Source organism: Nocardioides zhouii, assembly GCF_004137345.1.
GTDB lineage: Bacteria > Actinomycetota > Actinomycetes > Propionibacteriales > Nocardioidaceae > Nocardioides > Nocardioides zhouii.
In genome coordinates this window covers 80,650-107,073 of sequence record NZ_SDWV01000005.1, presented here as the reverse complement: position 1 = coordinate 107,073, position 26,424 = coordinate 80,650, and the positions used below count along the sequence as shown (strand labels likewise).

General features: G+C 72.3%; 21 protein-coding genes and 1 pseudogene. 19 read left to right on the top strand and 3 right to left on the bottom strand.

Translation table 11 applies throughout. The features are described from left to right. Positions 1 to 27: 27 nt before the first annotated feature. From EUA94_RS06520 to ftsY, 9 genes are all read left to right on the top strand, one after another. Complete coding sequence (locus tag EUA94_RS06520; RefSeq protein WP_129425883.1) at positions 28 to 1,389, top strand: FAD-binding oxidoreductase; 1,362 nt, start codon at positions 28 to 30, stop codon at positions 1,387 to 1,389. Positions 1,390 to 1,417: 28 nt separating this feature from the next. Next, positions 1,418 to 2,512, top strand: coding sequence for a pyridoxal-phosphate-dependent aminotransferase family protein (locus EUA94_RS06515; protein WP_129425881.1), 1,095 nt, complete (start codon positions 1,418 to 1,420; stop codon positions 2,510 to 2,512). Continuing rightward, positions 2,505 to 2,978 carry a GNAT family N-acetyltransferase gene (locus tag EUA94_RS06510; RefSeq protein WP_129425879.1) on the top strand — a complete coding sequence of 158 codons (474 nt, stop codon included), beginning with the start codon at positions 2,505 to 2,507 and terminating at the stop codon, positions 2,976 to 2,978. Before EUA94_RS06515 ends, EUA94_RS06510 begins: the two co-directional genes overlap by 8 nt. A gap of 30 nt (positions 2,979 to 3,008) precedes the next feature. After that, positions 3,009 to 4,532: an LVIVD repeat-containing protein gene (locus EUA94_RS06505; RefSeq protein ID WP_129425877.1), complete on the top strand. Its 1,524-nt coding sequence runs from the start codon at positions 3,009 to 3,011 to the stop codon at positions 4,530 to 4,532. 143 nt (positions 4,533 to 4,675) lie between these two features. Beyond that, positions 4,676 to 8,230: a chromosome segregation protein SMC gene (gene smc / locus EUA94_RS06500; RefSeq protein ID WP_129425875.1), complete on the top strand. Its 3,555-nt coding sequence runs from the start codon at positions 4,676 to 4,678 to the stop codon at positions 8,228 to 8,230. Next, on the top strand, positions 8,230 to 8,682 hold the full coding sequence (locus EUA94_RS06495; RefSeq protein ID WP_129425873.1) for an acyl-CoA thioesterase: 453 nt from the start codon (positions 8,230 to 8,232) through the stop codon (positions 8,680 to 8,682). Before smc ends, EUA94_RS06495 begins: the two co-directional genes overlap by 1 nt. A gap of 106 nt (positions 8,683 to 8,788) precedes the next feature. Further along, positions 8,789 to 8,965, top strand: coding sequence for a hypothetical protein (locus EUA94_RS22075; RefSeq protein ID WP_165356820.1), 177 nt, complete (start codon positions 8,789 to 8,791; stop codon positions 8,963 to 8,965). A 66-nt stretch (positions 8,966 to 9,031) separates the two neighbouring features. Next, entirely contained in the window at positions 9,032 to 9,946 is a 915-nt protein-coding gene (locus tag EUA94_RS06490) for a methyltransferase domain-containing protein (RefSeq protein WP_129425871.1), read from the top strand. Positions 9,947 to 9,958: 12 nt separating this feature from the next. Next, positions 9,959 to 11,083, top strand: coding sequence for a signal recognition particle-docking protein FtsY (gene ftsY, locus EUA94_RS06485; RefSeq protein ID WP_129425870.1), 1,125 nt, complete (start codon positions 9,959 to 9,961; stop codon positions 11,081 to 11,083). A 124-nt stretch (positions 11,084 to 11,207) separates the two neighbouring features. Here the strand turns inward: ftsY and EUA94_RS06480 are convergent, their stop codons facing one another. Then, complete coding sequence (locus tag EUA94_RS06480; protein WP_129425869.1) at positions 11,208 to 14,183, bottom strand: glycosyltransferase family protein; 2,976 nt, start codon at positions 14,181 to 14,183, stop codon at positions 11,208 to 11,210. Continuing rightward, positions 14,173 to 15,117 carry a rhamnan synthesis F family protein gene (locus EUA94_RS06475; protein WP_129425868.1) on the bottom strand — a complete coding sequence of 315 codons (945 nt, stop codon included), beginning with the start codon at positions 15,115 to 15,117 and terminating at the stop codon, positions 14,173 to 14,175. The genes EUA94_RS06480 and EUA94_RS06475 overlap by 11 nt, the downstream gene beginning before the upstream one ends. A 247-nt stretch (positions 15,118 to 15,364) precedes the next feature. Here EUA94_RS06475 and EUA94_RS06470 point away from each other — a divergent pair, with 247 nt between their 5' ends. The 7 genes and pseudogenes from EUA94_RS06470 (at position 15,365) to EUA94_RS06440 (ending at position 23,775) form a co-directional block, all read left to right on the top strand. Continuing rightward, positions 15,365 to 16,642, top strand: coding sequence for an ammonium transporter (locus EUA94_RS06470; RefSeq protein WP_242494711.1), 1,278 nt, complete (start codon positions 15,365 to 15,367; stop codon positions 16,640 to 16,642). After that, positions 16,639 to 16,977, top strand: coding sequence for a P-II family nitrogen regulator (locus tag EUA94_RS06465; protein WP_129425866.1), 339 nt, complete (start codon positions 16,639 to 16,641; stop codon positions 16,975 to 16,977). Before EUA94_RS06470 ends, EUA94_RS06465 begins: the two co-directional genes overlap by 4 nt. A gap of 10 nt (positions 16,978 to 16,987) precedes the next feature. Beyond that, positions 16,988 to 19,222, top strand: a pseudogene (locus tag EUA94_RS06460) ([protein-PII] uridylyltransferase); the annotation flags it as partial. A gap of 212 nt (positions 19,223 to 19,434) precedes the next feature. Next, positions 19,435 to 21,021, top strand: a complete 1,587-nt coding sequence (ffh, locus tag EUA94_RS06455) for a signal recognition particle protein (protein ID WP_129425864.1) — start codon at positions 19,435 to 19,437, stop codon at positions 21,019 to 21,021. A gap of 49 nt (positions 21,022 to 21,070) precedes the next feature. Then, complete coding sequence (locus EUA94_RS06450; protein WP_129425863.1) at positions 21,071 to 22,300, top strand: aminopeptidase; 1,230 nt, start codon at positions 21,071 to 21,073, stop codon at positions 22,298 to 22,300. A 7-nt stretch (positions 22,301 to 22,307) separates the two neighbouring features. Beyond that, a complete protein-coding gene (locus EUA94_RS06445; RefSeq protein WP_129425862.1) occupies positions 22,308 to 22,670 on the top strand; it encodes a hypothetical protein in 363 nt (120 codons plus the stop codon). A 10-nt stretch (positions 22,671 to 22,680) separates the two neighbouring features. Next, the gene (locus tag EUA94_RS06440; protein WP_129425860.1) at positions 22,681 to 23,775 is read left to right on the top strand and encodes an amidohydrolase family protein; all 1,095 of its coding nucleotides are present in this window, start codon (positions 22,681 to 22,683) and stop codon (positions 23,773 to 23,775) included. On the opposite strand, the gene EUA94_RS06435 is transcribed toward EUA94_RS06440, so the two are convergent. Further along, positions 23,759 to 24,643: a VanW family protein gene (locus EUA94_RS06435; RefSeq protein WP_129425858.1), complete on the bottom strand. Its 885-nt coding sequence runs from the start codon at positions 24,641 to 24,643 to the stop codon at positions 23,759 to 23,761. The genes EUA94_RS06440 and EUA94_RS06435 overlap by 17 nt on opposite strands. An 80-nt stretch (positions 24,644 to 24,723) precedes the next feature. Between EUA94_RS06435 and EUA94_RS06430 the strand changes: the two genes are divergently transcribed. From EUA94_RS06430 to EUA94_RS06420, 3 genes are all read left to right on the top strand, one after another. Next, positions 24,724 to 25,377: a GNAT family N-acetyltransferase gene (locus EUA94_RS06430; RefSeq protein ID WP_129425857.1), complete on the top strand. Its 654-nt coding sequence runs from the start codon at positions 24,724 to 24,726 to the stop codon at positions 25,375 to 25,377. A 190-nt stretch (positions 25,378 to 25,567) separates the two neighbouring features. Beyond that, the gene (gene rpsP, locus EUA94_RS06425; RefSeq protein WP_129425855.1) at positions 25,568 to 26,119 is read left to right on the top strand and encodes a 30S ribosomal protein S16; all 552 of its coding nucleotides are present in this window, start codon (positions 25,568 to 25,570) and stop codon (positions 26,117 to 26,119) included. A 5-nt stretch (positions 26,120 to 26,124) separates the two neighbouring features. Further along, positions 26,125 to 26,367, top strand: a complete 243-nt coding sequence (locus tag EUA94_RS06420) for an RNA-binding protein (RefSeq protein WP_129426172.1) — start codon at positions 26,125 to 26,127, stop codon at positions 26,365 to 26,367. The last annotated feature ends 57 nt before the right edge of the window (positions 26,368 to 26,424 follow it).

Genomic DNA, 26,424 nt, shown 5'->3' with positions numbered 1-26,424 from the left:
CCACCGCGCAGGTGGTTCGATGGGCGGATGGAAGCCCTCACCGAGCTCGTGGAGTCCCTGCCCGACGGCGTGGTCGTGACCGATCCGGCGACGCTGGAGAACTACCGCTACGACTGGTCGCGCGACACCGGCGCCGGCACCCCGGTCGCCGTCGTGCGCGCCGAGGACGCCGGCCAGGTGCAGACGGCGGTGCGGTGGGCGGCGTCGTACGGCGTGCCGGTCGTGCCGCGCGGAGCCGGGTCCGGCCTCTCCGGCGGGGCGAGCGCGGTCGACGGCGGGATCGTGCTGAGCCTCGAGCGGATGCGGGCGATCGAGATCGACGCCGACTGCCAGGTGGCCGTGGTCGAGCCGGGCGCCTTCAACGCCGAGGTCAAGGTCGCCTCACGCGAGCACGGCCTCTGGTACCCGCCCGACCCGTCGTCGTACGAGATCTGCTCGATCGGCGGCAACGTCGCCACCAACGCCGGCGGGCTGTGCTGCGTGAAGTACGGCGTGACCACCGACTACGTCCTCGGCCTCGACGTGGTGCTCGCCGACGGCACGCTCGTCACCCTCGGCGGCAAGCGGATCAAGGACGTCGCCGGGCTCTCGCTGGTCAAGCTGTTCGTCGGGTCGGAGGGGACGCTGGGGATCGTCACGCGGGCGATCCTCCGGCTCGTCCCGATGCCGCTCCCAGCGGCGACGCTCGTGGCGTCGTTCGCCTCGGTCGTGGCCGCGGCCGAGGCCGTCGTCGCCGTACGCCGCACGCTGCGACCGTCGATGATGGAGCTGATGGACCGGGCCACCATCAACGCCGTCGAGGACTTCGCACCGCGCGGCCTCGACCGGTCCGCCGGCGCGCTCCTGGTCGTGCAGTCCGACGCACCCGGCGACGCGCGGACCGCGGAGATCGCGACGGTCGAGGCGGCGTGCGAGGCGGCCGGCGCCACCGAGATCGTGGTGACCGACGACCCGGAGGAGGGCGAGCTGTTCGTCGCCGCGCGACGGGCGGCGTTCCCGGCGGTCGAGGCACGCGGCGCGCTGCTGCTGGAGGACGTCGGGGCGGCCGTGCCGCTGCTGCCCGACCTGCTGGCCGCGGTCGCGGAGATCGCCGAGCGGCACGACGTGGAGATCCCCACCGTGGCCCACGCAGGAGACGGCAACACCCACCCGATCATCGTCTACACGCCCGGTGACGCGGACTCCGAGCGTCGCGCGCGGGCAGCCTTCGACGACATCCTGCAGGCCGCGATCCGTCTCGGCGGCACCATCACGGGGGAGCACGGGGTCGGTCGCACGAAGAAGGCCGCATTGCCCGACCAGCTCGGCGCGGACGTGATGGTGCTGACCCGGAAGATCAAGGACGCGCTCGACCCGGACGGGATCCTCAACCCGGGGGCGGTGCTGTGACCGGCCCCGGTTCGTTAGGTTCGACGTCATGATCCGCGAGCGCCACCTCTTCGGTCCCGGTCCGTCCAACCCCTATCCCGAGGCCACCCGCGCCCTCGCGGAGCCGCTCCTCGGCCACCTCGATCCCGAGTTCCTGCGGATCATGGACGAGACCTGCGAGATGCTCCGCACGGTGTGGGGCACGACCAACACCCGCACCCTCCCGCTGAGCGCGACCGGGTCGGCGGGCATGGAGGCGGCCTTCGTCAACACTGTGCACCCCGGCGACGTCGTGGTCGTGGCGGTCAACGGCCTCTTCGGCCAGCGGATGACCGACGTCGCCGCGCGCTGCGGCGCCGAGGTGGTCGCGGTCGAGCACGAGTGGGGGCAGCCGGTCGACGTCGACCGCGTCCTGGCCGCCCACGACTCGCCGGCCATCATCGCCGCGGTGCACGCCGAGACCTCGACGGGCGTCCGCTCCGACATCGCCGCGCTCGGTGCCGGCAAGGGCGACGCCCTGCTGCTCACCGACGCCGTCACCTCGATCGCCGGGATTGAGCTGCGCGCCGACGACTGGGGCGTCGACATCGGCTATGCCGGCACCCAGAAGTGCCTCGGCGTCGCGCCCGGGCTCGCTCCCTTCACCATCAACGACCGCGCCTTCGAGCGCCGCGTCGAGAAGCCGCGGTCGTGGTACCTCGACCTCGGGATGCTCGGCGGCTACGTCGGCGAGGCCGGCGTCACCGGCGGCCAGCGGACCTACCACCACACCGCTCCCACCGCGATGGTCGCCAGCCTCCACGCCGGCCTGACCCGGGTGCTCGACGAGGGACTGGACGCCGTCTGGGCGCGCCACCAGGCCGCCGGCGACGCGCTGCAGGCGGGCCTGGAGGACCTGGGCCTCGAGCTCTTCGCGGCCGAGGGGAGCAGGCTCCCGGAGCTGACGACCGTCAAGGTGCCGGACGGCGTCGACTCGGCCGCTGTCCGCAAGGAGCTGCTGGAGTCGTACGACATCGAGATCGGTGCCGGCGCCGAGGCGTACGCCGCCACGGTCTGGCGCATCGGGCTGATGGGCCGCAACGCCCGCCCCGACGCCGTGCTGCTCGTCCTCGCCGCGCTGAAGGACGTCCTCGGTCGTGCCTGAGGTGGTGCGGCTACGCCCGATGACCGAGGAGGAGTACGTCGTCTGGCGCGAGCGGTCCGAGCGTGAGTACGCCACGGAGATCGCGACATCGCGCGACCTGGACGCCGCGTCCGCCACCGCGCAGTCCGCCGGGGAGTTCGCGGAGCTCCTGCCCGACGGGCTCGCCAGCAACGGCATGCACCTGTTCACCGGCGAGGTGGGCGACGACGCCGTCGGCATCGGCTGGTTCGAGCTGCGGCAGCGCGCGTCGGGCGTCTCGGCCTGGATCTTCGACATCCGGGTCGACTCCGGTCGTCGAGGAGAGGGGCTCGGGCGTGGCCTGCTGGACGCCCTGCACGACTCCGCTCGCGAGCTGGGTGCGTCATCGATGACGCTCAACGTCTTCGGCGACAACCCCACCGCGATCCGGCTCTACGAGACGTCCGGCTACACCGTCACCGCGCAGCAGATGAAGCGCGAGCTGTAACCGTCGTCGCACCGGCTCGTTGAGCCATGCATGCGACTCGCCACCCCCGCCCGGATCCTCACCGTGGGCATCCTGGCCCTGGCCCCCGTCACCCTCGGTGGCGCCGCCCACGCGCATGGCGACCGTGACCGGGCCGAGCGGCTCTCCCAGATGTACGACGCCGGGTTGACGGTGCCGTTCGTCGCCTCGCCCAACGTCCGGCTCGCCGCCGCCCGGCCGGGCAGCGCCGGGGTCTCGGGCTGCTTCCTGCACTCGGCGCCGTACTTCGTGATGTCGGGGCTCAGCGACGTCACCGTCTACGACGTCAGCAACCCGGTGTCGCCCCGCAAGGTCGGCTCGATGCCGAGCGCGCAGTTCGAGAACGAGGCGATGAACTGCGGTGAGCGCAACGTGTCGCGCACCCGCACCGACCGTTTCGCGATGATCGGCGTCGACCTCTACCAGGCGTCGCCCGACGACCTGGAGCACGTCAACACCCCCGCGACCGGCGACTACGAGCTGGTGATCGTCGACGTCAGCGACCCGACCTCGCCGCACGTACGCTCCCGCGTGGCGGCGACCACCAGCACCCACACGGTGACCTGCATCGACGGCACCGACTGCCGCTACGCCTACTCCGCAGGGGACGACTCGGAGGTCCCCGGACAGGGCAGCTTCTCCGTCTTCGACCTCACCGACCTCGACCACCCGGTCGAGGTCGACAGCGACCCGGCCACGTCCGGCACCCAGCCGTTCCGCTCCGACGCCGTGGGCTGGGGCGGCCACAAGTGGAACGTCGACGAGGCCGGCTACGCCACGCACACGGGTGCGGGCGGGTCGTACATCTACGACGTGAGCGACCCGCTGCACCCGCGCGAGGTCGCCAACACCGGCGCAGCGGGCGACTCGGCGCGTGAGGGTTCGGTCAACCACTACAACGACTTCATCCACCACAACAGCTACCGCCCCAACGCGAAAGCGTTTCGCGCCGACGCGCCCCCGTCACTCGCGAACGGCAACATCCTGCTCGTCACCGAGGAGGACTACGAGGACCCCGACTGCTCGACCGCCGGGTCGTTCCAGACCTGGCACGTGAAGCGCCTCGACGGCTCGGACGGCTCGATCGTCCCGCTCGCGAAGGTCGAGCTCGCCGACCTCGGCACCCACCCGATCCCGGTCGGGACGTTCTGCTCCTCGCACTGGTTCGACTACCACCCCAGCGGCATCGTGGCGGTCGGCTTCTACGGCGGCGGCACCCAGCTCATCGACGTCACCGACCCGACCGCGCCGGTGAGCCACGGCTACGCGTCGTGGGGCGCCTCTGAGGTCTGGGACTCGATGTGGGCGCCGGTCTACAACAGCAAGGGCATCGCGACCGCGAAACGGACCAACATCGTCTACTCGGTCGACCTAGTGCGCGGCCTGGACGTGTACGTCGTCGACGTGCCCGGCGACGGCCTCGGCACGGTCCCGTCGGTGGCGGTCGGCACGAGTCCGGCCGTCGCCTCCGGCGTGGTCGTCGGTGGCAGCGCCGTCGTCGCGCTGCTGCTGCACCGCCGCCGTCGGCGCGCCTGACGGCGGTCGGGCCAGCCGTTCGACCCGCCGGCCCGGCCCGGCGTGACGGGAGCGACCCCAGCGGCTGCCGGTGTCGTAGGGTGAGCGGCGCTGAGCTTCCCCAGTCTTCAGTGTCCATGTCCTGATCCGTCGAGGAGCCCGCGTTGTACCTGAAGAGCCTGACCCTCAAGGGGTTCAAGTCCTTCGCGTCCTCGACGACCTTGCAGCTCGAGCCGGGCATCACCTGCATCGTCGGGCCCAACGGCTCCGGCAAGTCCAACGTCGTCGACGCCCTCGCCTGGGTGATGGGCGAGCAGGGCGCGAAGAGCCTGCGCGGCGGCAAGATGGAGGACGTCATCTTCGCCGGTACGTCCGGCCGCCCGCCCCTCGGTCGCGCCGAGGTGCAGCTGACGATCGACAACTCCGACGGTGCGCTGCCGATCGACTACGCCGAGGTCACGATCAGCCGCACGATGTTCCGCAACGGCGGCTCGGAGTACGCCATCAACTCCCAGTCCTGCCGGCTGCTCGACGTCCAGGAGCTGCTCAGTGACTCCGGCATCGGCCGCGAGATGCACGTCATCGTCGGGCAGGGCCAGCTCGACTCGATCCTGCACGCGACCCCGGAGGACCGACGCGGCTTCATCGAGGAGGCGGCCGGTGTCCTCAAGCACCGCAAGCGCAAGGAGAAGGCGCTCCGCAAGCTCGACGCCACCGACGGCAACCTGACCCGGCTGGCCGACCTGCTCTCCGAGATCCGGCGCCAGCTCAAGCCGCTCGGCCGGCAGGCCGAGGTCGCCCGGCAGGCGCAGACCGTGCAGGCCGACGTGCGCGACGCCCGCGCCCGGCTGCTCGCCGACGACCTCGTCACCGCGCGCACCGCGCTCGAGTCGGAGCTCGCCGACGAGACCGTCCTGCTCGAGCGCCGCCAGGAGGTCGAGGCCGCGACCACGGCCGGTCGCGAGAAGGAGTCCCGCCTCGAGGCCGCGCTGAGGAACGACCTGCCGCGCCTGGCCGCGGCGCAGGAGACGTGGTTCGCGCTGTCCGGGCTCAAGGAGCGGCTGCGCGGTACCGCGTCGCTGGCCGACGAGCGCATCCGCAACGCCGCCGGGGCCGCCGAGGGCGACACGGTCGACTCCGGTCGCGACCCCGACGACCTCGAGGCCCAGGCCGAGCGCGTCCGCCAGCAGGAGGCCGAGATCGCGGCCCAGGTCGAGGAGCAGCGCAGGACCCTCGACGCCACCGTGGTCGCCAAGCGCGCGGCCGAGGAGGCCTCGGCCCAGGAGGAGAAGCGGATCGCCGGACTCCAGCGCGCCGCCGCCGACCGGCGCGAGGGCCTGGCCCGCCTCACCGGACAGGTCAACGCGCTGACGTCGCGCGCCGAGGCCGCCGACGCCGAGATCCAGCGCCTCACCGATGCCCGCGAGGACGCCGCCACCCGCGCCGACCGCGCCCAGCGCGACTTCACCGCCCTCGAGACCCGGGTCGCCGGCCTCGACGCCGGCGAGGAGGGCCTCGACTCCGAGCACGAGGAGGCCGTCGCCGCCCTCGACGAGGTCGAGGAGCAGCTGGCCAGGGCCCGCGACGACGCCCAGCAGGCCGACCGCGAGCGGGCCGGGCTCGTGGCCCGCCGCGATGCCCTGGAGATCGGCCTCAACCGCAAGGACGGCGCGGGCGCGCTGCTCGCGGCCACCGACACGGTCGGCGGGCTGCTCGGGTCGGTCGCCGCCCTCCTCGATGTCGAGCAGGGCTACGAGACCGCCGTCGCCGCCGCACTCGGCACCGCCGCCGATGCCGTGGTCGTCACCGACTCCGGCGCCGCGATCGAGGCGATCCGCCACCTCAAGGACGACGACCTCGGCCGCGCCGGGCTCCTGCTCGGCGGCGCCCCGTCCAGCCCCCGCGACTGGCCGCAGCTGCCGGACGGAGCGACGTACGCCGCCGACGTGGTGTCCGCGCCCGACGACGTACGACCCGCGCTGGAGCGGCTCCTGCACCAGGTTGCCGTCGTCGAGGACCTCCCGGCGGCCCGGCGCCTGGTCGCCGACCTGTCCGACGTCGTCGCGGTGACCCGCGAGGGCGACCTGCTCGGCTCGCACTTCGCGGCCGGCGGCTCCAGCAGCCAGCCCAGCCTCATCGAGATCCAGGCCGCCGTCGACGAGGCGTCGACCCAGCTGACCGAGGCGACCGCGAGGACCGAACGGCTCGGGTTCGAGATCTCCGGGCTGGAGGCGACGCGCCACGACACCCTCAAGCGGGTCGACGTCGCGCTCGCCAAGCTCCACGAGTCCGACGCGACGCTGGCCGCGGTGGCCGAGGAGCTCGGGCAGTACGGCTCGCAGGCCCGCGCCGCCAAGGGTGAGGCCGACCGCCTCGAGCGCGCGATCACCACGGCCCAGGAGGCCCGCGAGGCCGCCCTCGCCGGGCTCGCCGACCTCGAGGCGCGCCTTGCCGCGGCCCAGGACGTCACCGACGAGGAGCCCGACACCTCCGAGCGCGAGCGGCTCGCCGAGGCGGCCCGCGAGGCCCGACAGCACGAGATGGATGCGCGGCTGGCGCTGCGTACGGCCGAGGAGCGGGCCCGCGCCCTGCACGGTCGCGCCGACTCGCTGCTGCGCGCCGCGCAGGCCGAACGCGACTCGCGCGCCCGCGCCGCCGAGCGACGCGAGCGACTGGTCCGCGAGGGCCGGGCGGCACAGGCCGTCTCCGTTGCCGTCCGAGTCGTCCTCCACGAGCTCGAGCGCTCCGTGATGCTCGCGGCCGACGAGCGGGCCGCAGTCGAGGAGTCCCGCCAGGGGAGCGAGCAGGAGCTGATGGCAGTGCGCACGTCGCTGCGCGACCTCGGCCGCGAGCACGACGAGCTGGTCAGCTCGGTGCACCGCGACGAGATGGCCCGCACCCAGCAGAAGATGCGCATCGACCAGCTCCAGGAGCGGGCGCTCGAGGAGCTCGGGCTCGACCCCGACGGGCTCGTCAACGACTACGGCCCGACCACGCTCATCCCGTTCAGCGGCGAGGTGCCCGAGGGCGAGGAGGCCCCCGAGCCCGCGGCGTTCGTGCGCGAGGAGCAGGTCAAGCGCCTCCGCAGCGCCGAGCGGTCCCTCTCGATGCTGGGCCGGGTCAACCCGCTCGCCCTCGAGGAGTTCTCCGCGATGGAGGAGCGGCACAAGTTCCTCACCGAGCAGCTCGAGGACCTCCGCCGCACCCGCAAGGACCTCCTCGACATCGTCCGTGAGGTCGACGCCCGCGTCGAGCAGGTCTTCACCGAGGCGTACGCCGATGTGGAGAAGGCCTTCGACCAGACCTTCGCGCGGCTCTTCCCCGGCGGTGAGGGCCGCCTCGTGCTGACCGATCCGGGAGACATGCTCAACACCGGCATCGAGGTCGAGGCGCGACCGGCCGGCAAGAAGGTCAAGCGACTCTCGCTGCTCTCCGGTGGCGAGCGGTCGCTGGTCGCGGTCTGCTTCCTAGTCGCGCTCTTCAAGGCCCGGCCGTCGCCGTTCTACATCCTCGACGAGGTCGAGGCCGCGCTCGACGACACCAACCTCGGCCGTCTGCTGGAGATCTACGAGGAGTTGCGCGAGAACTCCCAGCTCCTCGTCATCACCCACCAGAAGCGCACGATGGAGGTCGGCGACGCGCTCTACGGCGTCACGATGCGCGGCGACGGCGTCTCGGCCGTGATCAGCCAGCGCCTCCGCGACGCGGAGTCCGCGTAGTGCCGCAGGACGTCCCCACGAAGGCCGACTACATCGCGTGGCGCACCGCCACCACGCGCTGGCGCGACGACGACGCCTACGGCCACCTCAACAACGCGACCTACTACGAGCTGTTCGACACCGCGGTCAACGCCTACCTCTACGACGCGACCGGCGTCGACGTACGCGCGCTGCCGCAGATCGGGGTCGTCGCCGAGACCGGGTGCCGCTACTTCCGCGAGATCGGCTTCCCGGAGCCGATCGAGATGGGACTCGTCGTCGACAAGGTCGGCACGAGCTCGATCGTCTACCGCATCGGCCTGTTCCAGGGCGCGTCCGAGGACGCGGCGGCCGAGGGGCGCTTCGTCCACGTCTACGTCGACAACACCCACGGCGCGGGCTCGAGGCCCGTCACGCCGATCCCCGACGTGGTCCGGCAGGCCGTCGTACGCCTCGTCCCGCCCCAGGGGTGAGGCTCGCTACACCGACGCGCCGTACGCCCGTGGCGATGCGTTCGCGGCGCCGCCGGTGTGCCATGTTGGAGGGACACCGAACGGCTACTCGGGAGGAAACCCCCACATGCTCGCGATCATCCTGATGATGACCCTCGGCGTGCTCGTCGCCTGCGTCGTGGCGGTCTACGTCGCCTATCCGCACCGCGGCGAGGAGATGCCCGTCGTGCCGCAGCTCGGCGACGCGATGCGCAAGGGCGTCGACTCGCTCCCCACGCTCGAGGACTCCGAGTCCCGCGTCTGACCTGACGCGCTGATCTGCCCGGCGTGGCAGCCCCACGAGGGGCCGCGGCGGGTTAACGTGCTGGACGTGACCGGCACAACAGTGGAGCTCCAGAGGGCCTACTGCGCGGCCTGCGGCTCGATGGTGTCCCGCGCCTTCCGCAGCGGCCCGGACGGCCGGCCCGAGGCGACCTGCCCCAGGTGCGGCAGCCTCGAGCGGCACCGCTTCCTCTCGCTGCTGCTCGGCACCCTTGCGCCGCAGCTGCGCGACCTCGACACCGTCGTGGAGATCGCTCCGTCGCGGCAGTCCACGGCCCTGCTCGACCGACTCGGCGCGCGTCGCCGCATCGGCCTTGACCTCGGCTGCGACGGTCGCGACGTCGACGCCCTCGCCTGCCTCACCCGGCTGCCGCTGCGGGACGGCTCGGTCGACCTCCTCGTCTGCTACCACGTCCTCGAGCACGTGCTCGACGACGGCGCCGCGATGCGGGAGATCGCGCGGGTGCTCAGCCCGCGCGGCATCGCCCTCGTCGAGGTGCCCATCAGGATGGGCGTGGCGACCGAGGAGGACCTCGAGTGCCCGCCGGAGGACCGGGTCCGCCGCTTCGGCCAGGCCGACCACGTCCGGTGGTACGGCGACGACTTCGACTCCCGTCTCTCCGCGGCCGGCCTGGCCTCGGTGCGCGTCACGCCTCCTGCGCTGGTGGGTGAGGCGGCGGTCGACTGGTTCCGGCTGATGGCCCACGAGGTGGTGTGGGTGGCCCACGGTGGCCAGGCGATGGCCTCGCCGATGCTCGCCGGCGCCGCCGGCTCGGGGCTCACGGCCGCCTTCGATGCCGTGCTGGCCGACTTGGCGCGCACCCGGACGATGCTGGGCCGGGCCCGCGCCCGGAGCGACCGGCTCGTCGCGCAGCGTGACGCACTGCGGGCGCGCCTGGCCGCCGTACACCCCGCCCAGGGGTCGGCGGTGCTCACCCGCCTGCGTCGCGCCGCGCACCTCTGATTGGATTGAGCCATGGGTGACTGGCTCTATCTGATCATCGGCATCGCTGTCGTCGGCGTCCTCACGCTCGTCGGACTGCTGACCTCCGGGCGACGCCGCAAGGCCGCCCCTCCCGCCGGAGGCACGGACGTCATCGTCCCGCCGCCGACCGAGACGGACACTGCCACGGACGCGCCGCCGGAGCCGGCCGTCGCGACGGCGCCGGCGGTCGAGACGCCGGAGGGTACGGCGTCGCGGCTGGTGCGGCTGCGCCAGCGGCTCTCGCGCTCGCAGGGCGGCCTCGGCCAGGGCCTGCTCGCGCTGCTGAGCCGCGACAAGCTCGACGAGGACACCTGGGAGGCGATCGAGGACACCCTCCTCACCGCCGACGTGGGCGTCGCCCCGACCCAGGCGCTCGTCGACCGGCTGCGTACGCGCCTCCGGGTCGAGGGCGGCCAGGCGCCCGACCCGCGCACGGTGCTGCGCGAGGAGCTGATCGAGCTCGTCGGCACCGACATGGACCGCCGCGTGCAGGTCACCGGCGCGGACGGCAAGCCGGGCGTGGTCCTTGTCGTCGGCGTCAATGGCGCCGGCAAGACCACGACCGTCGGCAAGATCGCGCGCATCCTGGTCGCCGAGGACCTCTCGGTCACCCTCGGTGCGGCCGACACGTTCCGCGCCGCCGCCGTCGACCAGCTCGCCACGTGGGGCGAGCGCGTCGGCGTCGAGGTCATCCGCGGACCCGAGGGTGGCGACCCCGCCAGCGTGGCGTTCGAGGCGGTCAAGCGCGGCATCGACGACGGGATCGACACCGTCCTCATCGACACCGCGGGCCGCCTGCAGAACAAGGCCGGCCTGATGGACGAGCTCGGCAAGATCAAGCGGGTCATCGAGAAGCAGGCCCCGGTCACCGAGGTGCTCCTCGTCCTCGACGCGACCACCGGCCAGAACGGCCTCGTCCAGGCCCGCGTCTTCAGCGAGATCGTCGACGTCACCGGGATCGTCCTCACCAAGCTCGACGGCTCCGCCAAGGGCGGCATCGTCGTCCAGGTGCAGCGCGAGCTCGGCGTACCCGTCAAGCTCGTCGGCCTCGGCGAGGGCCCCGACGACATGGCGCCCTTCGACGCCGCCGCCTTCGTCGACGCCCTCCTCGGCTGACACACGCCGACCGGGCACTTCGTGCCCGTCTGGGGTGCCGACCGGGCACTTCGTGCCCGTGTGGGTTCGCGCGGACGGGCACGAAGTGCCCGGTCACCTTGCGGGACGGGCACGAAGTGCCCGGTCAGCGGCGGGCGAGGAGGCGGCGTACGGCGTCGTCGACGAGCGTCTCGGCGCGCTTGTCGAAGCTGTGCTCGGCGATGATCCGGGTCGCGATCTCGCGGCGGGCGGCGTTGTCGGGGAAGGAGTCGTACGGCGCCTGCACCAGACGGGCGAGCTCGTGCTCGTTGTCGAAGGGCAGCACGAGGCCGGAGAAGGTCTCCTCGAGGCCGTCGATGCGGTCGCTGAGGATGCGCGCCCCGCAGGCGGCCGCGTCGAAGAGCCGGTTGGAGGCGAAGCTGTCGCGCCGCATGTCGAGGTGGTGGTCGTTGAGCACGATGCCGGCGGAGGCGTAGAGGACGCCGACCTCGCGGTTGTCGACGCCGCTGGAGGCGATCTGCTCGCGCTCGACGAACTCGGTCCAGTCGTTGCCGTGGAGCGTGAGGTCGGCGCCGATGGCGAGCGCGCTGCGGACCGCGTAGCGGTAGACGCCGCGGGAGTTGCCGACGAAGAGCAGGTCCGGGCCGGTGTCGGGTTCGGCCCGGTCGGGGTGGAACCACCGGGTGTCGGTGCACTGCAGCAGCGGCTCGATGAGGGTGCCCCACTCGCGGGTCATCCGCTCCGCCCAGCTCGTGCTGGCGGCGTACACGTGGTCGAACCCGGCGACCTCCTCGGGCGAGATCATGTCGGGGTGGCTGATGATCCACTCGACGTTGAGCAGGCCGGGTCGCGGCGCCACGCGGTCGAGCCCGCGCAGGACGAGGAGCACGTCGTCGTGGTCGCGTGAGTCGCGCTCGCGCGCGTCGCGGCGGTCGATGGCGACGTGCTGCCCGCGGCTCTCGAGCGCGTCGGAGAGCGACCGGGCGAAGTAGGTGTCGCCCCACCGGTCGCCGCGCTGCGCGGCGGGCGCGGCGATGTCGATCGCCCACCGGAGCCGCGGCGGCGACTCGTGGATCCCCTGCACCGGCCGCACGACGAGCTCGGGCACGAGCGCCGACGAGGCAGCGGGGTCCTCGGGGTCGACGGAGATCCGGCGGTTGCGCTCGTCGGTGACCTCCAGCCCCGCTCGACGCAGCAGGTCGGGAGCGAGGTCCTCCGTCGAGGGCATCGGGGTGCGGCTGAGGGACGACATCGCCCCGATCAGCTCGTCGACGTCCGCATAGGGAGTACGCGAGGTGATCACCGTGTCGGGCACGACGACGCTGTCGCCCAGGCCCGCCTGCCGGGCGCGCAGCCCGAGGTCGGCCTCGGCGAGCACCGAGCGGAACCGCGCGTCGAGCCCCCGGAGGGCCACCGCGTCCTCGGTGCGCAGCGCGACGAGCGGCGCGGCCGGTGCGGCAACGGTGCTCTGGCCGATGCGGACGGCGTCGCTGGTCGGCAGGCCGGCGAGGAAGAGCCCGGGGTGCGGGTTCACGCCGTTGAAGCGGGCGCCCGCGCTCAGGACGACGCCGTCGAGGTCGACGACCAGTGGCTGGGCCACGGCGACGCCCGCACCGCGTACGACCTCCGCCAGGCGGGCGGCGATCGGCTGGCGCGGCGGCATCGCCTCGGGACGGACGAGCAGCACCGTGCTCCCGGCTGCCTCGGAGATCCCGATGTTGGTGGCGGCCGACATCGTGACCGACGCGGGCACCGACACGAAGCGGGCGCCGGAGATGATCGCCGCGATCGACGCCGCCAGCACGTGGTGCGCCCGCCGCAGGCGTACGCCGACGAGGATCAGCTCGGAGCCCTCGCGGGGCACGGAGCCGAGCCACTCGACGGTGCGGCGGGGCTCGGGACCCAGCGGCATCACGTGGGTGACCAGGTCCTCGGAGGTGTCGCGCGGGGCGTCCCAGTCGACGAGCTGGCGCTCGAGGACGACGGAGTCCCAGTCGTCGCCGAGGTCGTGGGGGCCCGGGTCCGGCCGCTTGAGGACGGGTACGTCGACGGGGAGCGGGTCGTGGTCGCGCGAGAGCCGGAGCATGAGGTCGCGCTCGACCGAGCCGCCGAGGCCCTCGTCGAAGCCGCCGATGTCCTTGATCGCTGCGCGCCGCAGGAGCGCGGTCGCCAGGTCGACGGGCCGACCGCCGAGCAGCTCGGCCCGGTCGCGACCGACCGCGCCGGCGCCGGCCAGCACGGCGGACGCGCCGGAGTGGTGCGCGTGCGCGACGAGCGAGCCCAGCATGTCGGGCAGCCACTGGCGGCCGAGGGGGAGGAACGCGACGTGCTCGGCGGTGCCGTGCTCGAGCGCGACGTTGAGCGCACGGGCGTGACTGCAGCGCGACTCGCGCACCACGGTGATGCGGTCGTCGAAGGCCGCCATGCCCTGCAGCACAGCGGCCGTGTCGTCGAGGGAGCCGCGGTCGACGGCCACGAGGTGCCAGTCGGCGAAGGACTGCGCCTGCAGGGAGCCGACGGTCTCGCGGACGAGCGCACCGGCGTCCTGGGTGGCCATCACGACCGTGACGGCGGGTGACGTGCTCAGCCGGGCCGGGAGCGCGGGCGTCGGCCCGACCAGCTCCGGTCGCTCCAGCACGACCTCTCGACGCCAGGTGGTGGCCGCCTCGATCGCGGCCGCGCGGTAGGTGCCCCAGGACACCTTCCTGGGCAGGATCCGCGTGGGCAGGGCCGTGCCGGGCCCGGACACGGACAGCCAGTAGGACAGGGCGCCGTACGGGTGGTGCCGCGCCTCGGGGTGGGCCGCGAAGATGATCCGCGGGTCGACGAGCGGGTGGGGCGCGATCCGGTTGCGTCGCCGTCGCTCCGAGACGTACCAGAGGACGGGGTGCTGGCCGAGCCGCTGCCACGAGCGCCGGCGCCCGATCCACTGGGCCTCGAAGAGCGGGTGCGGCGAGACGTCGCCGGCGAGGAACGCCGCGCGCGCCGCCTCGTGCACCGAGTCGAAGTGCGTGCCGAGCTGTGCTCCGACGTAGTCGGTGTCGATCAGGCCGGAGTCGACCAGGACGGTCTCGGCGTCGTCGAGCCTCACCTGGGTCGGCCGGCGACGCTCACCGCGCATCGGAGTACCTCACGCGCGGGAAGAGGGGCTCGAGCGCGAGCGGGGTCGGGAGCAGTCGCTCGGTGTCGCGGAGCGGGTAGTACTGCGCGGTCTCCTCGAGGAACTCGCGGACACCGTCGAAGCGCTGCGGGAACCGGCGCTCGCACAGCTCGAGCAGGCGCTTGGCATCGAGGTTGTAGGGGTCGTAGCGCAGGGTGTCGATCTTGACGTAGGGCAGGCGCGCGTTGTCGAGCACGCGGTCGGCCAGGCTCCGGGCGGGGTTCCACGGCTCGTTGGCGCGCTCGCGCCACTCGCGGACCTCGGCGCGGTTGCGCGGGAAGTGGGAGCGGTGGGCCGCCCACCAGCGCATCCGCTCGCGCGCGATCCTCTGGTCCTCCGCGGTCTCCACGAAGTAGGTGTCGGAGGTGAAGCCCGCCTCGTAGAGCCGGCGCGACATCCCGACCTCGTAGCGCCGGATGACCTGGCGGCGCTTGGAGATCGGCTCCATCTCCTCCCAGAACGTCGTGAAGGCGCGCGAGGCGACCACCCACGGGCGGAAGGCGATGAAGAACGACTGGATGTGCGGGGCGACGCGCTCGGCGCCGGTGAGCCCCCAGAAGTCGCACGGGCGGGACGCCATCTCCGCGAAGACGGGCTCGTAGGAGTCGAGGGCGAAGACGTAGGTGTCGTTGCAGACCACCACCTCGTCGTACGCCGTCAGGTCGCCGGCCGCATCGAGGCCGACCTTGTAGCTGAAGAAGTCGTAGCCGTAGTTGGCGCGCTCCACGAGGACGGCCCGCTCGGACAGCCAGGCGCGCGCCGAGTCCTGCAGCTGGGCCGTGGTGCAGACGAGCAGCGTGTCGACCGACGCAGCCAGCGCCTCGACCTGGCCGCGCACGTGCGGTCGCAGCTCTCCGGCGACATCGAAGTGCGCCATCACGGCCAGTCTGGACACGGCCGAACCCTAACAAGGAGGGCTCCCGCGCAGCCCAGTTCACACTCCCGTAACACGGGGCCTTGATCCGTTGCCTGCTCGCAACATCCGTCGCGCGCCGGTGAAACGTCCTGCCCACAGGCTTCGGGTCATCACGCGAGGCCCCGCCATGCCACCGTCGTCATGCCCCCGGCGGCCCGCACCCCTGCTCGATCATGCTCGATCCTGCGAGATCCCTGGAGGTTCTGTGGACGGCTACTACGCGTTCATGCTGATCGCGACCGCTTTCGTCCTGATGATGACGGTGCCTGCCCTGGCGCTGTTCTACGGCGGAATGTCGCGATCCAAGTCCGTGCTCAACATGATGATGATGTCGTACGTCGCGGCCGCCATCGTCGGCATTCTCTACGTCGCTGTCGGCTGGTCGATGGGCTTCGGCGGTGACGGCACGCTCTTCGCCAACCCGTTCGAGCTGCTCTGGCTCGACGGTGTCGCAACCGCTGACTACATCTTCGTGATGTTCCAGATGACCTTCGCGATCATCACCGCCGCCCTCATCAGCGGCGCGGTCGCCGACCGGCTGAAGTTTTCGGCCTGGGTGGTCTTCGTGCCGCTCTGGGCAGTCATCGTCTACTTCCCGATGGCCCACATGGTCTTCAGCTGCACCGAGGACTCGCTCATCTGCGGCCGCATCGGCGCGCAGGACTACGCCGGTGGCACCGCGGTGCACATCAACGCCGGTGTCGCGGCGCTCGTGCTGGTCGTGCTGCTCGGTAAGCGCATCGGCTGGCCCCGCGAGCAGATGCGCCCGCACAACCTGACCCTCACCATGCTCGGCGCCGGTCTGCTCTGGATGGGCTGGTACGGCTTCAACGTCGGCTCGATCGTGATCGTCGACCAGGACGTCCCCTCCGAGATGGGTCGCACCTTCGCCACCACCACGCTCGCCACGATGGCCGCGATCCTCGGCTGGCTGGCAGTCGAGCGCCTGATCCACAAGAAGGCCACCTCGCTCGGTGCCGCCTCCGGCATCGTCGCGGGACTCGTAGCGATCACCCCCGCCACGGGTGCGGTCAACCTGTCCGGTGCGGTCGCGATCGGCGCCATCGCCGGTGCTGTCTGCGCCTGGGCCGTCGGCCTGAAGTACAAGCTCGGCTACGACGACTCGCTCGACGTGGTCGGCGTGCACCTGGTCGGTGGCATCATCGGCACCGTGCTGATCGGCGTGTTCTCCACGGCCGAGGGCGCCGGCGGGATCGACGGACTGATCTACGGCGGCGGCTTCGGCTCGCTCGGCGACCAGATCCTCGGTGTGATCGTGGCGATCCTCTACTCGGGTGTGCTGACCCTGGTCATCGGTCTGGCCATCAAGTACACGATCGGCCTGCGACTCGACGAGGAGGACGAGGTCAACGGGATCGACCTCGCCGCCCACGGCGAGTCGGCGTACGACCTCCACAGCGGCACCAGCGGCGGCTCGTCCAGCGTCCTGGCCACCGCACCTGTCGCCAAGTCCACGTCCAGCTCGGAAGGAGCCAACGCATGAAGCTCGTGACCGCGGTCATCAAGCCGCACAAGTGGGAGGACGTCCGCGAGGCGCTCGAGACCTTCGGGGTCGCCGGCATGACGGTCTCCGAGGTCAGCGGCTACGGCCGCCAGAAGGGCCACACCGAGGTCTACCGCGGCGCGGAGTACGACATCGCGCTCGTGCCCAAGATCCGCATCGAGATCGTCGTCGACGACGCCGACTCCGAGGATGTGGTCGGGATCATCGTGAAGACCGCGCAGACCGGTCGCATCGGCGACGGAAAGGTCTGGGTCAGCCCCGTCGACACCGTCGTCCGGGTCCGCACCGGCGAGCAGGACGCGTCCGCGCTCTGATGGCACGCCTCGGGGCTGCTACGTGACATCTGAACAGCGCCGGACCAGGGCCACCTCGGCCGACGAGCTCTGCCGACAGGCGTACGCCGCCTGTGCAGGGCCCGCCACCGGGGTGGCCCTGGTCGCGGTCGGGGGATACGGGCGCGGCGAGCTCGCGCCCCACTCGGACCTCGACGTGGTCCTGGTCCACGACGACGGGGTCGACCTCGGTGACCTCGGCAGCACGCTGTGGTACCCGCTGTGGGACTCCGGTCGGCGCCTCGACCACGCCGTCCGCTCCATGGGCGAGATGGTCGACGCGGCCAAGGACCTGCGCGTCGCGCTCGGCCTCCTGGACGTCCGCCACCTCGCGGGCGACCCCGGACTGACCCTGCGCCTGCGCACCACGATGCTGGCCGACTGGCGCCGGCAGGCCCGGACCCGGCTGCCGGAGCTCAAGGCGCTCACCCGCAAGCGGCACGAGGTGACCGGCGAGCTCGCCCACGCCTCCGTGCCGGACGTCAAGGAGGCCGAGGGCGGCCTGCGCGACGCGGGCGTGCTCAAGGTGATCGAGGCGAGCTGGCTGGTCGACGCCTCGACGCCCGCGCTGGAGGCCGCCCGTCTGATGCTGCTCGACGTCCGCGACGAGGTGCACGAGCTGGCTGGACGCCCGAGCGACCGGATCGCGCCCGAGATGTGGGGGCCGCTGGCCGAGCGCCTCGACCTCCCCGACGCCGAGGCGGCGCAGCGCCACGTGCGCTCGCTCGGCCGACGGATCGCTCACCTCTCGCGCCTCGCGTGGCGGCGTACGGACTCGGTGACCACGCGCTCGACCGGGGAGAAGGGGCGCCGTACGCCCGCCCTCGAGCGCGTCGCGCCCGGCATCGCGCTCTCCCGCGGCGAGATCGTGCTGGACGCCGGCACCAAGCCGGGCGACGACCCCTCCCTGCTCCTTCGCGCCGCAGCGGAGGCGGCCGAGCGCGACGCGGTCCTCGCCCCGACCACCGCCGCCCGCCTCGTCCGCGAGGGCGCACCGCTCCCCACGCCGTGGCCGGCGGCCGCGCGCGACGGGCTCGTCCGGCTCCTCGCCAGCGGGCCCGGGCTGCTGCCCGTCTGGGAGACCCTCGACGAGATCGACGGGATCGAGACGTTCCTGCCGGAGTGGGAGCAGATCCGGCTCCTGCCGCACGCGTCGGCGATCCACCGCTTCACCGTCGACCGGCACCTCATCGAGACCTGCGCCGAGGCCGGTGGCCTGATCCGGCACGTCCGGCGCCCCGACCTCCTGCTGGTCGCCGCGCTGCTGCATGACATCGGCAAGTCGTCGGCGCACGACCACTCGGTCGCCGGCGAACCCGTGGCCCGCGCGATCGTGGCGCGGATGGGCTTCACGGAGCTCGACGCCGACGTCGTGGCCTCGCTGGTGCGCTGGCACCTGCTGCTCGCCGACCTGGCCACCACCCGCGACCCCGACGACCCGGCCACGACCGCCGAGCTGCTCACCCACGTGCCCGACGCGGCGAGCCTCGAGCTGCTCCGCTCGCTCACCGAGGCCGACGCCCGGGCCACGTCGACCGCCGCCTGGACGAGCTGGCGGGCCTCCCTCGTCGACCGGCTGGTGCTGCGCGCTGGCACCGCGCTGGGCGCCGAGGCGAGCCCGGTGCCCCCGGTCGAGGCGGTCCCCGTCCCCGACGTCGTACGCCGTGAGCCGGGTGCGGTGTCGGTGACGGTCGAGGCCCACGACGTGGGCGCCACGGTCACGGTGATCGCGGCCGACCGGGTCGGCCTGCTGGCCGACGTCGCCGGCGGCCTCGCCGCGCTGCGGGTGCCGGTCAAGGCGGCCCGCGCGTGGGCCCAGGTCGACGGCGAGGGGGAGTGGGGCGTGAGCTCGTGGGAGGTCCCGGACGCCTACCTCGACGCCACGGTGGTGCGCGAGCGCATCCGGCGGGTCGTCGACGGCACCCAGCGGCTGCCCGACCTGCCCGAACGCCCCGACGGCGAGCTCCCGCCGATCGTCGAGGTGCGCCCCGACGCCTCCCGCACCTCGCTCGTGCTGGAGATCCGTACGTCGGACCGGCCGGGGGTCGTGCACCGCGTCCTCACCACGCTCGCCGGCCTCGGGCTCACCGTCGCCTCCGCGCACGTGTCCACGCTCGGCCCGCAGGCGGTCGACGTGTTCTACGTCCAGGAGGACGGCGGCGTACGCCCGACCGAGCTGCGGGCCGCGGCGGCCGCCCACGCCGTACGCACCGCGCTCGGCGGCTGAGGGCTCACGGCCGACGCCCCGTCCACGCGGCGACTCGAGCGGACCCATGTCCGCTCGACGCACGCCATGGCGTGCGTCCAGCGTCCAGATCGAGCACCTGGTCCGGTCGCCGGAGCCGTGCACCGAATCGCTCAAACCGTGCCCCGGCCGGATACGCTGGCCGTCGCTTCACCCCTGACTTCAGCCATCGATGCGAGGGACTGACCCACACCGTGTTCGCCACACTCTCCGACCGCCTTGCCGACACCTTCAAGAACCTGAGGGGCAAGGGCCGGCTCTCCGAGGCCGACATCGACGCCACCGCGCGTGAGATCCGGATCGCGCTGCTCGAGGCCGATGTCGCGCTGCCCGTCGTCAAGGAGTTCGTGGGAGCGGTCAAGGAGCGGGCCCGCTCCGAGGAGGTCAGCGGCGCGCTGAACCCCGCGCAGCAGATCATCAAGATCGTCCACGAGGAGCTCGTGACGATCCTGGGTGGCGAGACCAGGCGGCTGCGGTACGCCAAGTCGGGGCCGACCGTCATCATGCTTGCCGGCCTCCAGGGTGCCGGCAAGACGACCCTGGCCGCCAAGCTCGCGCTCTGGCTCAAGGAGCAGGACAAGACCCCGATGCTCGTCGCGGCCGACCTCCAGCGGCCCAACGCGGTGCAGCAGCTGCAGGTCAACGGTGAGCGCGTCGGCGTGCCCGTCTTCGCCCCCGAACCCGGCAACGCCCAAGGAATCGAGCACGGTGGCGACCCGGTCGATGTGGCGCGGAGATCGATCGAGGAGGCCAGGCGCAAGCTCCACGACGTCGTCATCATCGACACGGCCGGTCGCCTCGGCGTCGACGAGACCCTGATGCAGCAGGCCGCCGACATCCGCGACGCCGTGCAGCCCGACGAGGTGCTCTTCGTCGTCGACGCGATGATCGGCCAGGACGCGGTCACGACCGCGCGGGCCTTCCTCGACGGCGTCGGCTACGACGGCGTGGTGCTCACCAAGCTCGACGGTGACGCCCGCGGTGGTGCCGCCCTCTCGATCCGCTCGCTCACCGGCAAGCCGGTCATGTTCGCCTCCAGCGGCGAGAAGATGACCGACTTCGACCTCTTCCACCCCGACCGGATGGCCTCGCGCATCCTCGACATGGGCGACATGCTCACCCTGATCGAGCAGGCCGAGAAGGCCTTCGACTCCGAGCAGTCGCTGAAGGCCGCGGAGAAGCTCGCCACCAAGGGCGGCTTCACCCTGGAGGACTTCCTCCAGCAGATGATGCAGATCCGCAAGCTCGGCTCGATGACCAAAATCATGGGGATGCTGCCCGGCATGGGTCAGTTCCGCGACCAACTCGAGAACTTCGACGAGCGCGAGATCGACCGCATCCAGGCGATCATCCAGTCGATGACGCCCGCCGAGCGCGACAACCCGAAGATCATCGACGGCTCGCGCCGCGCCCGCATCGCGAAGGGCTCCGGTCGCCAGGTCTCCGACGTCAACCAGCTCGTCGACCGCTTCTTCGAGGCGCGCAAGATGATGGAGCAGATGGCGCGCGGCGGCGGCGTACCCGGGATGCCGGGGATGCCCGGCCTGCCGGGCGCCGGCGGCAAGCGTGCCGGGGCCAAGCAGCAGGCGAAGAAGGGCAAGTCCAAGCGTGGCTCCGGCAACCCCGCCAAGGCCGCCCAGCAGAAGGCGGCGGCCGAGCAGGCCGCGGCGGCCGAGAAGGCCGGCAACCCGTTCGGAAACCCCGACGGCGCCGAGGTCGACTACGAGAAGGCCGCCGAGCAGCTCAACCTCCCCAAGGACTTCTCGCAGTTTCTGAAATGATGCGCGGCGGTCTGGCTGTCAAGGACGCCCTGCTGGTTGAGTGCCCGGCATGACCGAGCCCTACGACCTGCTGCTCGAGAAGTACGCCGCCCTCGTCGTGCGCGTGGGCGTCAACGTCCAGCCCGGCCAGGAAGTCGTCATCAACGCCCTGCCGGAGCAGGCGGACGCGGCGCGCGCCGTCGCAGCGGAGGCCTACCGGGTCGGGGCGTCGCGGGTGAGCATCACCTACGACGACCCGTTCCTGCAGCGGGCCGCGGTCGAGCACGCGCCCGACGACCTGCTCGGGAAGACCCCGGAGCACACGCTGGCCCAGGTGCGCGCCTGGGACGAGAGCAGGCCGGCGCTCGTCAGCCTCTCCGGCAACCCGTTCCCGACGCTCATGGAGGGACTCGACCCGACGCGCCTGGCCAGGTCGGCGCCGATCGACCTCATCCAGCAGGTCATGGGCCTCATCACCACCAACAAGCTCGCGTGGACGGTCGTCGGCGCGCCGACGAAGGGCTGGGCCGAGAGCATCGGGGTCGCGGACGTCACCCGGCTCTGGGACGCCGTCGCCGTCTCGATGCGGCTCGACCAGGCCGACCCGGTCGCCGCGTGGCGCGCCCACGTCGACAAGCTCAAGGCGCGGGCGGCGATCCTGAACGGGCACGCCTTCGACCGCGTGCGCTACCGCGGCCCCGGCACCGACCTGACCCTCGGGCTCTCGCCCCGCTCGCGCTGGATCGGCGGCTCCGTCACCAATGACGACGGCATCGAGTTCGTCCCCAACATGCCGACCGAGGAGGTCTTCGTCTCGCCGGACTGGCGCCGCGCCGACGGCTTCGTACGGACGTCCGCACCGTTCTTCCTCTCCACGATGGGCACCCTCGTCGAGGACCTGGCGCTCGAGATCAAGGACGGCACCATCACCGGCGCCACGGCATCGCGCGGCGAGGAGGCCGTACAGGCGCAGTTCGAGCTGATCCCGCGCTCGCGGCACCTCGGTGAGGTCGCCATCGTGGACTCCGACTCGGCGGTCGCGAAGACGGGCCTGGTCTACAAGGACATGCTCTACGACGAGAACGTCGGCTCCCACGTGGCGTGGGGCATGGGCTACACCAGCGGCATGGACGGCTCCCTCGAGCTCAGCGCTGAGCAGCGCGTGGCCGAAGGACTGAACCAGTCCGACACCCACGTCGACATCGTGATCGGCAGCCCCGAGGTGCAGATCGACGGCATCCACGCCGACGGCTCGGTGGTCGCGGTGACCCGCGGCGACGAGTTCGTCCTGAAGGACTGACCGCCCGGTGGGCACGGTCCTCGTCGTCGACGGCGCCAACGTCGTCGGCTCCGTGCCCGACGGCTGGTGGAAGGACCGCCCGGGTGCGGCCCGCCGGCTCCACGAGCGGCTGCTCGTCGGCGACACGTCGTACGACGAGATCGTGCTGGTGCTGGAGGGCCAGGCCAAGGGCGGCGTACGCGCCGGGCGCGACGGGCACGTCACGACGGTGCACGCGTCGAAGGACGGCGACTCCGAGATCCGCGAGCAGGCCTCACGGGCGGTCGGGGCGGGAAGCGCGGTGACGGTGGTGACGGCCGACCGGATGCTCGCGGCCCAGGTCTCACCGGCGCGGGTGCTGAGCCCGTCGTGGTTGCTCGACCGGCTGTAACGTCCCGGCCATGCCCTCCGTGCCTGCGCAGCGCTTTCGTGGCCCGATCCTGCCCGACGGCGAGGCCCGCGACCTCTACGTCGTCGACGGCCGCATCACCTACGAGCCCCAGGCCGGAGCCGACACCGTCGCCGAGGGCTGGATCGTCCCCGGACTGGTCGATGCCCACTGCCACCTGGGCCTCGACGACTTCGGCGCCACCGACGACGCCGACACCGAGCAGCAGGCGATCGCCGACCGTGACGGAGGCGCGCTGCTGATCCGCGACGCCGGGTCGGCCGCCGACACCCGCTGGATCCACGACCGCGACGACCTGCCGCGGCTGGTCCGCTGCGGGCGCCACATCGCGGCCACCAAGCGCTACATCCGCGGCTACGCCCACGAGGTCGAGCCCGCCGACCTGGCGACGTACGCCGCCCAGGAGGCACGCAACGGCGACGGCTGGATCAAGCTGGTCGGCGACTGGATCTCGCGCGACGAGGGCGACCTGGCGCCGTCCTTCCCCGTCGAGGCGTTCGCCGACGCGATCGCCGCCGCGCACGCCAACGGCGCCAAGGTCACCGCACACTGCTTCGGCCACGGCGTGCTGCCCGGGCTGATCGAGGCCGGCATCGACTGCATCGAGCACGGCACCGGGCTCACCGAGGACCTCATCGACGCGATGGTCGCGCATGGCACCCGCCTCGTTCCCACGGTCATGCAGCTCGACAAGTTCCCCGAGCACGCGGCCGCGGGCGGCGCGAAGTTTCCGGACTACGCCTCGACGATGACCGACCTCTACGCCCGGATGCCGGCCACGATCATGGCGGCGTACGACGCCGGCGTGCCGATCTACGCCGGCTCGGACGGCGGCGGGATCAGCCGCCACGGCAACATCGCCGGCGAGATCGAGGCCTTGGTGCGGATCGGCATGCCGGCCCACGACGCCCTCGGGGCCGCGAGCTGGCGGGCGCGTGAGTGGCTCGGCGTCGACGGCCTCGACGAGGGCGCCTCGGCCGACTTCGTCGTCTACGACCGCAACCCGGTCGATGACCTGTCCGTCCTCCGTACGCCGACGGCGATCGTGCTGCGCGGAGTGGCGCGGGGCGTCAGTCGAGGTCGATGACCTCGACGTCCGGGCCGGGCTCGTAGACCACCAGGGCGCAGTTGCTCTTCACCAGCTCATCGCCCACCTGGTCGCCGGTGCGGCGGTCGACGACGCGCCGCCAGATCTGGTTGCGCCGGTAGACCTGGCCCTCGCGCCGCAGGAACTGCTCGCCCCGCGCCTCGACCCGCCACGAGTGCTCGGGGCGTACGTCGGTGCGCATCTGGCCGTGCAGGTAACGCTCGCCCAGCCAGGTGCGGAGCTGGAAGGGGTGGTCGGTGTCGTTGCGCACCACGAGGTCGACGTAGTTGTAGACGATGGAGCAGCCCACGCCCCACGGCAGCACGCGGCCCGTGTCGGGGAACGGGTCGAACGAGTGCTCCGAGCGCTCGACGACCGTCAGCGGGGAGTGGAGCACCATCCAGTGGACGAGGTTGGCGAGCTGGCAGATGCCGCCACCGACGCCGGCCTCGGCCTCGCCGTTGGAGAGCTTCATCCCGTCGACGTAGCCCTTGCGCCGGGTGCAGTTGCCGACGACGCGGTTGAAGGAGAACGTCTCGCCGGGAGCGATCACCAGGCCGTCCATCCGCGAGGCCGCGAGCCGGAGGTTCGTCACCTTGTTGTGCTGGAGGTGCATCTGGTCGGGGTCGAGCTCGCGCAGCAGCAGCGAGCCGTGCTGCTTGAGCCGGACGGGGAGGTCGCGGTCCTCGTGCCGCTTCGCCCACGCGACCCGGCCGGACCACGCGTCCCGCACCCACTGCGTACGCCGTCTCGCGCGGTGCGCAGCCATCGCGGCGGGCAGCAGCCACGGGTGGCGCTGCGTCAGCCGCGGGGGAGCGGTGAGCCGGGCGGGCAGCTCGAGCGGCTCCAGCCCGTGGACGGTCGTCATGACTGGGAGACGTTGCCGGGGGCGTTCTGGTTGCGCGAAACCGATTTGTGGTGCGACCCGCGGCGCGATGGGATGGGCTCATGAGCACCGCCGTGGACCGCTACCCCCCGTTCGGCCTGCACGTGGTCGCGGGACCGCTCGAGCTGCGTGGCCTCACCGACGACCTGCTCGTGGAGCTGTGCGACGTGGCCGAGGCGGGCATCCACGACCCCGGCACGATGCCCTTCTACTTCCCGTGGTCGACCGCGCCCGTCGGCGAGCTCGGCCGCAACACCGCGGCCTACCACTGGGGCAAGCGCTCGACCTTCTCGCCCGACGACTTCTGCCTCGACCTCGCGGTGCTGCTCGACGGCAGGGTGATCGGTGCCCAGGGCGTCGCTGCCAAGAACTTCCCGGTGACGCGGACGGGGGAGACCGGGTCGTGGCTGGGCCGTGAGTTCCAGGGCCGGGGCCTCGGCACCGAGATGCGCAGGGCGTTCTGCGAGCTGCTCTTCGACCACCTCGGCTTCGAGGAGATCACCTCGGCGGCGTTCCTCGACAACCCCGCCTCGCTCGGCGTCTCCCGCAAGGTCGGTTACCGGCCGACCGCGGTCAACCGGATCAAGCGCCAGGACCGGCTGGCGCTCCAGCAGGGCCTGGTCCTCGCCCCCGAGGACCTCGTCCGCGGCGACGTGCCGATCGACGTGACGGGCGCCGCCGCGGTGCGCGCGTTCATCGGCTTCGACGCCGCCTGAGCCGCCGATCCGACGTCGCGGCGTACGCGATTGGTGACCCGCCGTCCGCGTCTGGCAGAATCTCTCCTTGTGTCCTGTGCGCCTGGACCCTCTCATCCGGGCGACACAGCGCCCATCGAGTGACCAGACCCGGTGCCCCACCTGGCGAGGGTCGCTCAACCACGACAATTCCTGAGGAGACACCACAAACGTGGCCGTCAAGATTCGTTTGAAGCGCCTGGGCAAGATCCGGGTGCCGCAGTACCGCATCGTCGTCGTCGACTCGCGCAAGAAGCGCGACGGCAAGGTGCTCGAGGAGATCGGCAAGTACCACCCCAAGGAGGAGCCGTCGCTCATCGACGTCGTCTCCGACCGGGCGCAGTACTGGCTCGGCGTCGGCGCACAGCCGTCCGAGGCCGTCGAGGCGATCCTCAAGATCACCGGTGACTGGCAGAAGCACAAGGGTCTCCCCGGCACCGAGGGCACGCTCAAGGTGAAGGAGCCCAAGCGCTCCAAGCTCGACATCTTCAACGAGGCCCTCAAGGAGGCCGCCGCGGAGCCCAAGGGTGCCGCGACGACCACCAAGAAGAAGGCCGAGAAGACCGAGAAGGTCGAGAAGACCGAGGAGCCCGCCGCCGAGGCGCCGGCCGCGACCGAGGCCCCGGCCCCGGTTCCCGCGTCCGAGACTCCTGAGGGCGCTGCCGACGCCGCGGAGGCCACCGAGACGGTGACCGCCGAGGACGCCGGCAAGAGCGAGGCGTGAGCGACGTGCTGGCCGAGGCTCTCGAGCACCTGGTGCGCGGCGTCGTCGACCACCCCGACGACGTCGTGGTCCGCGACAAGCAGCTGCGCCGTGGCTCGATCCTCGAGGTCCGGGTGCACCCCGACGACCTCGGCAAGGTGATCGGCCGCAACGGCCGCACCGCGACCGCCTTCCGCACCGTCGTCTCGGCCCTCGCGGGCCGCGGCGGGGCGCGGGTGGACTTCGTGGACACCGACCGGCGCCGCTGAACCAGCGCACAGCCTGCATCGACGGGCGTCACCCCACCGGGGTGGCGCCCGTCGCGC